The 10,121-nt window shown below is 32.5% G+C and carries 9 protein-coding genes, 3 tRNA genes and 1 pseudogene; 3 read left to right on the top strand and 10 right to left on the bottom strand.

Going from position 1 to position 10,121, the window contains the following annotated elements:
- From G468_RS21250 to G468_RS0114555, 3 genes are all read left to right on the top strand, one after another.
- On the top strand, window positions 1-305 hold a 305-nt coding region (locus tag G468_RS21250; protein WP_211229674.1), incomplete at its 5' end, for a hypothetical protein.
- A gap of 150 nt (window positions 306-455) precedes the next feature.
- The gene (locus G468_RS0114560) at window positions 456-674 is read left to right on the top strand and encodes a DUF4224 domain-containing protein (protein ID WP_338023276.1); all 219 of its coding nucleotides are present in this window, start codon (window positions 456-458) and stop codon (window positions 672-674) included.
- A 2-nt stretch (window positions 675-676) separates the two neighbouring features.
- Window positions 677-1,693: a tyrosine-type recombinase/integrase gene (locus G468_RS0114555; protein ID WP_026823708.1), complete on the top strand. Its 1,017-nt coding sequence runs from the start codon at window positions 677-679 to the stop codon at window positions 1,691-1,693.
- Between the two features lie 141 nt (window positions 1,694-1,834).
- On the opposite strand, the gene G468_RS0114550 is transcribed toward G468_RS0114555, so the two are convergent.
- The 10 genes and pseudogenes from G468_RS0114550 to G468_RS0114505 all read right to left on the bottom strand — a co-directional run bounded on the left by G468_RS0114550 (window position 1,835) and on the right by G468_RS0114505 (window position 9,433).
- A tRNA-Leu gene (locus G468_RS0114550) sits at window positions 1,835-1,921 on the bottom strand.
- Between the two features lie 7 nt (window positions 1,922-1,928).
- Window positions 1,929-2,002 (bottom strand) — tRNA-Cys (locus G468_RS0114545).
- A 32-nt stretch (window positions 2,003-2,034) separates the two neighbouring features.
- Window positions 2,035-2,110, bottom strand: a tRNA-Gly gene (locus G468_RS0114540).
- A 127-nt stretch (window positions 2,111-2,237) separates the two neighbouring features.
- Complete coding sequence (gene pgsA / locus G468_RS0114535; RefSeq protein ID WP_026823707.1) at window positions 2,238-2,786, bottom strand: CDP-diacylglycerol--glycerol-3-phosphate 3-phosphatidyltransferase; 549 nt, start codon at window positions 2,784-2,786, stop codon at window positions 2,238-2,240.
- A 53-nt stretch (window positions 2,787-2,839) separates the two neighbouring features.
- A complete protein-coding gene (gene uvrC / locus G468_RS0114530) occupies window positions 2,840-4,672 on the bottom strand; it encodes an excinuclease ABC subunit UvrC (RefSeq protein WP_026823706.1) in 1,833 nt (610 codons plus the stop codon).
- Window positions 4,665-5,321 carry a LuxR C-terminal-related transcriptional regulator gene (locus G468_RS0114525; RefSeq protein ID WP_026823705.1) on the bottom strand — a complete coding sequence of 219 codons (657 nt, stop codon included), beginning with the start codon at window positions 5,319-5,321 and terminating at the stop codon, window positions 4,665-4,667. The genes uvrC and G468_RS0114525 overlap by 8 nt, the downstream gene beginning before the upstream one ends.
- A gap of 182 nt (window positions 5,322-5,503) precedes the next feature.
- Window positions 5,504-5,911, bottom strand: coding sequence for a phosphate-starvation-inducible PsiE family protein (locus tag G468_RS0114520; protein ID WP_026823704.1), 408 nt, complete (start codon window positions 5,909-5,911; stop codon window positions 5,504-5,506).
- Between the two features lie 90 nt (window positions 5,912-6,001).
- Window positions 6,002-6,397, bottom strand: a complete 396-nt coding sequence (locus G468_RS0114515; RefSeq protein WP_026823703.1) for a GFA family protein — start codon at window positions 6,395-6,397, stop codon at window positions 6,002-6,004.
- 304 nt (window positions 6,398-6,701) lie between these two features.
- Window positions 6,702-8,161, bottom strand: a pseudogene (dtpA, locus tag G468_RS21245) (dipeptide/tripeptide permease DtpA).
- Between the two features lie 1,065 nt (window positions 8,162-9,226).
- Window positions 9,227-9,433: a hypothetical protein gene (locus G468_RS0114505; RefSeq protein WP_026823702.1), complete on the bottom strand. Its 207-nt coding sequence runs from the start codon at window positions 9,431-9,433 to the stop codon at window positions 9,227-9,229.
- Window positions 9,434-10,121 lie beyond the last annotated feature (688 nt).

Raw genomic sequence — 10,121 nt, 5'->3', positions numbered from 1 at the left:
GGATATCAACGCCAAAGCGATTTGCGTTAAGAAATAAGCCAATTTTAAAAGGTTCAACCATGAAACTTAACATCATCAAACTATTAATCACGACATTATTGTTTATCAGTGCAGCATTTGCTTTCGAACTGATAGTTGGTCACATTGCGCACGCCGATACCGTCATTGACCCACAAATCAGGTTTAAACGTGGCGAATTAGGCAATATTCAATTAGGCGGACAAGAGCTACTGGTTATTGGCATCATGCTAGTGCCAGCTCTTATGGTTTATTTGGGGGTATTTCTCGATACCTTGAAGAAGTAGCATAAAGAGAATAAGCATTATCCCACCTGAATTTTCCTACTCTAATTAGCAATATCGAAAGGTAAGCATTTAGCTATTAAAAAAGACCAGCACAAGGCTAGCCAACACTAGGGAAAATTACATTGTGAGTTTTTCAATGAGGACATAAACGTGAATAATAATTCTATGTTTATTACAGATGAACAGATGAAAGAACTAACAGGTTACCAAAAACCATCCAAACAATGCAAAGTTTTGGAAGAAGCGGGAATATTTTTTATTAAGAGGCCTGATGGTCGCCCCAAAACGACATGGGAGCATTTCAATAACCCCTCTTCAAAAAAATTTGATATTAATTTTGCTGAGAAACCAAATTTCGGAGCTATATAGTTATGTCTGGAAAACGAAAAAATCCTGCTGATAATTGGATGCCCCCACGTGTATTTCGTGGGAGATCTGCATACGAGTTTAAACATCCAAATGGTCGTACAATTCGTTTATGTGCTCTAAATGCAGATAAATCTGTTGTTTGGAGTCACTATGAACAATACGTTAATGACGAAAAACATATTTTTAATTATGAATCGCTGATTAATCAGTTTCTATGTTCAGCAGATTTTATCGAATTATCGAAAGACACACAGAATGACTATCAAAAATATTCCAAAAAAGTTATTCCTGTTTTTGGCAAAATGAATCCGGATAATATTAAACCTGAACATATTAGAAAATATATGGATAAAAGAGGATTAAAGAGTAGAACACAGGCCAACAGAGAAAAATCGTTTATGTCCAGAGTATTTCGATGGGGATATGAACGAGGATTAGTAAAAAATAATCCGTGTAAAGGCGTTAAACAATACAAAGAAATAGCCCGTGATCGTTATGTTACAGATACAGAGTATCACGCATTATATTCTATTTCACCGTTGATTGTTCAGATCGCCATGGAACTAGCATATCTTTGCTGTGCTCGGCAAGGAGATATTTTAGCATTACGCAAAGATCAACTCATGGAAGCAGGAATTTATATCAAACAAGGAAAAACAGGCAAAAGCCAGATAAAAGGTTGGTCTGAAAGATTAACTAAAACTATAAAATTAGCTAAACAATTACCGTTAAAAGAAGGTGTTAATAGCTTATACGTTTTACATCAAGCAAACGGGAAACTATATACCAGAGATGGCTTTAATAGTAGATGGTTAAAAGCTAAAGAAGAAGCCGCTAAAAAATACCCTGAATTGGATTTCAATTTTACCTTTCATGATTTAAAAGCAAAAGGTATATCTGATTTAGATGGAACTTTACAAGAGAAGCAGGCTATTTCGGGTCATAAAAATATTGGGCAGACTGCCAGATATGACAGAAAAATAGAAGTCGTGCCGGTCGTAGGTAATCAGAAGAAATGAATAAATATTTAAATTAACTTAATTTATCTTCTGAAAGCATCTTCTGAAGATGTTCTGAAAGGTGATCTTGGTCACAAAAATTTGGTCTTAAGCGACTAACCTTTTACTTACTAACTTATTGATAATAAATGGAAAATTTCATGGTGCCCAGGGCGGGACTTGAACCCGCACAGCCTTAAGGCCGAGGGATTTTAAATCCCTTGTGTCTACCGATTTCACCACCTGGGCTAAATTCTGGAGGCGCGTCCCGGAGTCGAACCGAGGTAGACGGATTTGCAATCCGCTGCATGGCCACTCTGCCAACGCGCCCTACTTAATCTAGCTTATTTGTAGGGCCGATTTGGAGCGGGAAACGAGACTCGAACTCGCGACCCCGACCTTGGCAAGGTCGTGCTCTACCAACTGAGCTATTCCCGCATTCTTACTATGCTTAGTTAGTTAAACCTAGCATCGTTTGATGCGCTGCATTCTACTTGTTTCCTGTATTGAGTCAATACTATTATTTATTAATTCGGTTCGTTCGCTGTTTTTTCAATCATTTCGATCAAGCTTCATTCAAATTTTTCCATGCGGCAGATAAATATTGAAACATAGACCAAAACGTTAAAGCAGCCGCAAAATAAAGTAATAGAATAGCAATTACCTCAATTTGGATATTAGGATGCCACAGCAATCCTACTAATGAGCCCATCTGGGCAGCTGTTTTAAATTTTCCAATCCAAGAAACAGCCACACAACTACGTTTGCCCACTTCAGCCATCCATTCCCGTAATGAAGAAATAATAATCTCACGCGCAATCATCGTCACTGTTGGTAATGTAATCCACCAAGTATGATAATATTCGGTCACCAATACTAATGCCGTTACTACCATAATTTTATCAGCAACAGGATCTAAAAATGCACCAAATTTAGTTGTTTGCTGCCAGAGTCTGGCAAGAAAACCATCAAACCAGTCGGTCAACGCCGCAACAACAAAAAGAAACGCACAAACAAAAGGCGCCCAATGAAAAGGAAGATAAAAAAATAACACAAAAAACGGAATCAATATGATACGAAAAAGTGTTAACCAAGTTGGGATATTTAATTGCATCATGCTCTATAAATGTCTGGCCAAAATAAAATATATATACAATTCCACTAAGCTTATTGCTTCAACGCATTATGAATTTTTTCTGCTAGTGCATATGAAATCGTTGGCACTTTTGCGATTTCATCAATGCTCGCATTACGCAGAGCTTGTAAGCCCCCCATATATTTAAGTAGCATCTGCCGACGTTTAGGACCTACACCTTCAATAGACTCTAAGGTACTGGTGTTTCTAACTTTCGCCCTACGCTGACGATGTCCGGTAATCGCGTGATTATGTGATTCATCACGAATATTTTGTATTAAGTGTAGCGCCGGTGAATCAGGCGGTAACGAAAGGCCTTCACCATCAGGTTTAAAAAATAATGTTTCTAAGCCGGCTTTGCGATCATGTCCTTTAGCAACGCCTATCAATTTAGGTCGTGTAATGTCCCAATCGACATTTAATGCCTGGAATACACCAATTGCTTGAGCCAGTTGTCCCTTGCCGCCATCAATAAAAATAACATCCGGCACTTTACTTTCATCTACATGTTTCCCATAACGTCTCGTTAAAACTTGATACATAGCAGCATAGTCATCACCAGGCGTAATATCAATTATATTATAACGACGATATTCCGAACGTAATGGCCCATTACTATCAAAAACAACACAAGATGCTACAGTTTGCTGTCCCGAAGTATGACTAATATCAAAACATTCCATTCGATAAATTTTTTCGATTCCTAGCAAGTCAGCTAATGCCTCCATTCTTTGGTGAATAGTAGATTGTTGTGCAACTTTTGTTGCCAATGCTGTCGCTGCATTAGTACGAGCCAGTTTTAAATATTTAGCTTTTATTCCTCTTGGTCGCACTTGAATGTTAATTTTACGTCCCGCTATTTTAGTTAATAAATCAGTAAATAGCGCTTTTTCTGGTAATAAAAAATCTAACAATATTTCTGCAGGTAAAGAGCGAATTTCACTACCCTGTAAATAAAATTGACCTAAAAAGGTTTGCACGACTTCGCTTAATTGGGTATTTGCTGGGATCTTTGGATAATAACTACGACTACCAAGGACTTTTCCTTGTCGAATAAAAAGTACCTGAACACATGCAATGCCTAAGTGATAAGCAACACTAATAGCGTCAAGATCTTGCGTATTACCAGAGACGAATTGTTGCTCAGTTACCGCTCTAACTGCTTGTATTTGATCACGATAACGTGCTGCATTTTCAAATTTAAGCGTTTGACTAGCCTGCTCCATATTTTGGATTAATTGATTGAGAACCTGCTGATCCTTACCCGATAAGAATAAACGAACATATTCTACTTGTTGATAATATTCTTCATCAGTAACCAGCCCGCTAACACAGGGGCCAAGACAGCGATTAATTTGATATTGAAGGCATGGTCTGGATCGGTTTCGATAGACACTATCTTCACACTGACGCAGTGGAAAAAGCTTTTGTAATAAAGCCAGCGTTTCTCTGACGGCATTAACACTAGGAAATGGGCCAAAATAGTCACCCTTTGCCTTCATAGCACCACGATGCATAGCCAAACGTGGATGTTTATCTGCGCTTAAAAAAATATAAGGATAAGATTTATCATCCCTTAGTAAAACATTATACCGAGGTTGGTAAAGTTTAATATAATTATGCTCAAGTAATAAAGCCTCTGTTTCTGTATGTGTTACGGTAATATCAATTTGAGCAATATTTTTAACCAGTTGTTCCGTTTTACGGCTCGTTACTTGCCCTCTAAAATAACTCGCTAAGCGTTTTTTTAAATCCTTCGCTTTACCAACATAAATCACTACCCCAGATGTATCATACATACGATACACACCCGGTTGACTAGTTACTGTTTGCAAAAATACTTTCGGATCAAATAATTCAGGCACTATAATAAAAACTCTCTGTTTGAATCAATCCATTTGTTATAGCTATATGAGTTAATTCTACATCACTACGAACTTTTAGTTTACTAAACATTCTATATCTGTAGCTATTTATTGTTTTTGTATTTAAATTGAGCTGTTTTGCTATCTCGCCAACGGGTACACCACGCGTTACCATAAGCATAATTTGTAATTCACGATCAGATAAAAGGTTTAAAGGGTTACTCATTTCTGTCTCTAATTGATGTAATACAAGCCATTGCGCAATATCAGGCGACAAATATTTTTGCTTTAACTTGACGACACGAATGGCATGCAGTAAATCACTCTCTTTTGCCTTCACACTCAGTATACCTCGTGCTCCAGCTTCTAGCGCCTTCATTAAATAGATATTTTTCTTTTCAGTAGAATACATAATTATGCCTATATCAGGGATCATCCTAATCAAACTTTGTAATTTTTTAATTAACTCATAATCACTTGTTCTCCCATTTAATAAAATAATTTCCGCCGTATGTTTTCGGCACCATTGGATGGCTTGATTCAAAGAGACAACATGCCCAGCTATTTTCATACCTTTTGTTTTATCAAAAATAGACTGCATTCCCAATCGAATAAACTCATTATCTTCGACTAATAAAAGACTGATCAAAGAAATCTCCCTCTTCTAATAAGTAATAAAAATATCATTATCTTTTATATATGAATTTATTTATGCTAGATAACCACTATATTTTATAACTTAAAATAGAAAGTTAATAAAATAAACGTATTATTAATTATGCTAGATACTATTTATCTTTGATATAAAACAACATTAAACATAACTTTATGTTATGGTTTGTATTTTATTTTTTCTGTATTGGTAAAATATAAAGCTAAAACCAATAACAAGATCGCTTCATTATAAATAATAATATCGGTAGCAGATTTATAAAAAATAATAATCAAATAGATAATAGTTGTAATACCAATATAAATAAAATAACGTAAAGGAAAATAATTCTTTGATTGAAAATATTTAATCATTAATGTAATAAATGGAAAATAAAAAATACAAGTAAAGATATTTTCAAGTAAATAGTAAGATGGAGGTGCTAAATTAATACTAAATAATAATGTTAACAGGTAAGTTTTACTTGCTAAAAAGAATACCAGCAATATTGCTAAGATTAGCGAGCTAAAATTCAAAATATAATGACGCAACCTAGATATATTGATATTATATTTAGTTATTTTCATTGAATCTCCTCAATACCATCAACCAAAATTTTACCAAGATACTCATGATTATAGAATTATAAATCTAACAAAAACTGGTTTAATTTATTTTTAAGTATTAAGAATATGTTGTTGTGTAAACAAGGCCTTCTCTTCAATAAGCTTATAATACATAGGATTACAACCAATATAAAACTGAGTAACTAGAAAAGCAATTTGACTCTGTTCAAATAAAGTCACACTAATATAATGACTTTGAGGGTTAAACATCTTAGAAAAAAAATGCGAACATTTATTACAAAATTTTTGCACTAGCCATGCAAAAAAGTGACAATAACTTACATTAGTTTTATCTTCAATTGATAAACCACGCTCAATAATAAAACGCATTAACAGATAGCCATTCCATTTTTGATACATCAGACAATGGCAGGCTGTAATTTCATAACAAGTTTGCTCTGTTTTTAATATAACTCGTCCATATAAACATTGACCCTCATACTGCATAAACATGACCTTTTTATTATTGAAAAACAAATAAAAACATAGCAATTTTTTAAAATCAATAACTATTTTTTAACCAAAAGGTTTGAATAATATATATGTGATCAGGCTCGTTATTATGTTGATTAACTAACACAAAAATGTTAATTTTTTACCAGAGAATTACTTAATAGAACTAATACTTACTTTCCAAAAATTTCTGTCTAAATTGATATGATAACGCAAAAACAATCAATTATCTGAAATTATAATAATAGAAAGCTATTGAACATATTTTCAATAGCTTTCTCTATATAAAATATCTAATTTATACTTGTGTCATGCGATTAAGTAACGGCGCTGTGAGCAACATAATTAATGCAATAACTGCTGTTACTATGCCTATCTTCATGAAAACATCACTATATATGCCTAATGATATTAAAGGGCTTAGTGATTCCCCTTGAGGCGTTGCTGTCATAGAAGCAATAAAACCTGCAATAAAAGCAGCGGCTGAGCTGGTTAAAAACCATGAACCCATAATAAATCCCATCAAACGTTGAGGTACTAGCTGCGCGACCATTGCTAGTCCCAAGCCAGAAATCATCAATTCTCCAATACTTTGTAATCCATAAGACAGTACTAACCAATTAACAGAAACAATACCTGCTTCATTAGCAAATTTAGCACCTAGGGGTAATATAAGAAATGCTGTCGAACAAAGTACCATTCCGATGGCAAATTTATGGGGCATTGGTAAATTATCACCCATCTTATTATATATTGATGCAAGAATCGGGCTAGAAAGCATGATCCAAAGTGGATTCAAAGCTTGGTATTGCGCTGGCTCAATACTAATACCCAAAATATTATGTTCGACATTATGTATAGCAAAGAAATTTAATGACGTTGGCATCTGGCTATATAGTACAAAAAATACAACTGCCTCTATCATTAAAATAAATGCCACAATCATTTTTCGACGAGCTGCACCTTTTAATGCAATAGTTTCCTTAACAAAAACAATTATAATAAAACATGAAATGATTGCTAGGGCGGCTCTTGCCACAGCCATATTATGCAATAACCAATTAGAAAGTATAATCAGTGCCACTATACCGATAATAGTAAATAAATATTTAGACAATTCTATCGATTGAAAATCAGGTTTAGAGCCATAATCTTTAACCCAATTTTTGCATAATAAAAAATTAACTAAAGTAATAATCAAACCAATCACACTCAGTGAAAATGCAATATCCCAACCATAATGCTTTGCCAACCAGGGTGTGGCTAACATAGAAAAGAATGAACCGATATTGACAGCCATGTAGTACATTGTAAATGCACCGTCGAGACGTTGATCATTTTTATCATAACAAGTGGAAAGTAACGAAGAAGGATTTGCCTTAAATAAACCATTACCAACTGCAATAGTTGCTAACCCCAGATACACTAATAAAACATCGTGACTAGAATAAGCAATAAAAGCATAACCGACAATAAGTACGATAGCACCTAATATAATAACCCTTTTAGTGCCTAATACCTTATCACCTAACCATCCACCAATTGCAACAAAACCATAAACTAATGCAGTGAAAGCAGAAAATAAAAAGATTGAGCTTCGGACATTCCTAACATTTGAGTTAAATAAATCGTTAAAATCCCCTGTAAACCACTGAAGCCAAATCTTTCCCATAGCTCAATTGAAAAAATGAGATAAAAAGAACGTGGTTGTTTGAAAGCATTCAAACTGATATTCTTGGTATTATTCGTTGTGGACACAAGTTACCTCTATACAGCCAATACGTTTATATGCACATGCATGAATCATCACCGTGTACTTTGCAGTTATAAATTAAATATCAAATAAAAGCTAAACAATCCCAACGAGTGATCACGGTTAGTTTGTCAATTACTACATAATCATGCGATCATCATCATTTATAACACGCTGTTTTCATGCTTTTAACAACGCGGGATGAAAACTAATATAGCAAATATTTCAATAAGTTAAGACTATTGAATACGCTTCATATTCTGTTTTCAACATCTAACTCCTACATAAGCAAACGAAGCATAAATAGCAATATACGCCATTTATGCATAAAAAATAAAGAATTAATTATTATTAAAGTATAAGAATAGGTAAAATTTAGCAGAAATATGACTATCAACTAATATTTTAGTTTCCATTAGGTATTAAATTTTATGTTAAAAAATTTAAATTATATAATGATAAGCTTATATTTTGTAAGCATGTTATTTTATTGAAGACAATGCATTGATCAATTTGAATATAATAGTTAAAAAAATCAACTTCATTATTTTTCAACAATTCATAAAATAATAATGTAATTGCTAAAAAATTTATAATAAATATCTGATTATATAAGAATGAATGAAAAATATCGTATTTAATAAACACAAATCAGTATAAGTTGCATATCATACTACTTAAAAAACATACACTCAATAGTAGTTAAATTTTATTTTTAAACTAAATAATAGTATACTTAAATGTTCTTAAATAATTTTTTAAATTAGATGAGTATTAATTATAAAATGGTGTTACTAACTAAGTACAATATAAAATATAGTGTTAATATTAACAATTACCTATTTTATAAAAAATAAAATCATATATTAGATGAATATATATTACTAATATTTAAATTATCAATTTATTTTATTGCAACAAAAAAATATACATTAGAAGTAAAATAAAGTAATAAAAGTACTATAAATTCAAAACAATTAGTACTCAACATTAAAATTTTATTATTAGACAGAAATTATTAAATCAATTTATATTTTATATAAATATATCATTTTATGCAAAACAATTAATTATTTTTGCAAAATTTTTTCACTTTTGTGCTTTATGCTTTCTTGCTGAAATTTAATTATTTCTATACACATTGGCAATATTCCAGCCAATTCTGCTAAAAGATCATTAGAATTGCACGAATATGATGATTTGGAAACTATTTGGATAGCAAGATCATAAGCCATTGACTCTAATGTATATTCTAGGCTTTCATTACGCTTCATCATAAATGATTATCCACTTTAGTTAATTTATTAATTATAAGCATAAGCTATAAATTTCAATTTTAAAAATTTTATTTAAAAAAAAATACAGATATACTTTTTTGCAAATAAAAATTAACAAAACAAAAACAATTTATTTAATATGATATATTTATTTAAATCTGGCTGAAAAATAATAATTTGGCTAACTCGTATTTGCAAAACTTTAAAATTACTCATTTAACATAAATTTAAGTTCCAAAATAATTAGAATTAGTTTAATGCCTTAAATTTTTATATGTAACTTAATTTTTAAAAAAGCGCCGATTAATTTGAATAACAATAACAGCGCTAATATTCAAAATTAATAAGAGTTTTTCTTTAATTCTGCCAAAGAACATAAGCACGCCTTTGGCGTGAGCATCGCGGCAAAGGCGCTCTATTTCTAGGCAATTCCCTTCTCGTCTTTTATACTCTGCTCTATGTACATCCCCAGACCTGCAAAACTGCTATTTCAATACGATGACGGATGGAACCTTTTCATCGAAAATAATTACGTGGATGAATGGTGTCACCGATCATGCAAAACTGATCCACTAACGATCATCTAAAACTGATCCACTTGGTATTATTCGCACATTTTTGTACGGATAATTTATGTTAACCAAGGAGATATTTGTGGATATTCATGTTCGCTTTGCACAAGGACAAA

This window comes from Arsenophonus nasoniae DSM 15247 (genome assembly GCF_000429565.1).
GTDB lineage: Bacteria > Pseudomonadota > Gammaproteobacteria > Enterobacterales > Enterobacteriaceae > Arsenophonus > Arsenophonus nasoniae.
This window is presented reverse-complemented; position numbering and strand designations above follow the sequence as displayed.

Excerpts from the sequence above, each read along its gene's own strand:
- G468_RS0114515 (WP_026823703.1), bottom strand. The coding sequence starts at position 6,397 with ATGCAGTATGAGGGTCAATGTTTATATGGACGAGTTATATTAAAAACA.
- pgsA (WP_026823707.1), bottom strand. The coding sequence starts at position 2,786 with ATGCAATTAAATATCCCAACTTGGTTAACACTTTTTCGTATCATATTG.
- G468_RS0114555 (WP_026823708.1), top strand. The coding sequence starts at position 677 with ATGTCTGGAAAACGAAAAAATCCTGCTGATAATTGGATGCCCCCACGT.
- G468_RS0114505 (WP_026823702.1), bottom strand. The coding sequence starts at position 9,433 with ATGATGAAGCGTAATGAAAGCCTAGAATATACATTAGAGTCAATGGCT.
- G468_RS0114520 (WP_026823704.1), bottom strand. The coding sequence starts at position 5,911 with ATGAAAATAACTAAATATAATATCAATATATCTAGGTTGCGTCATTAT.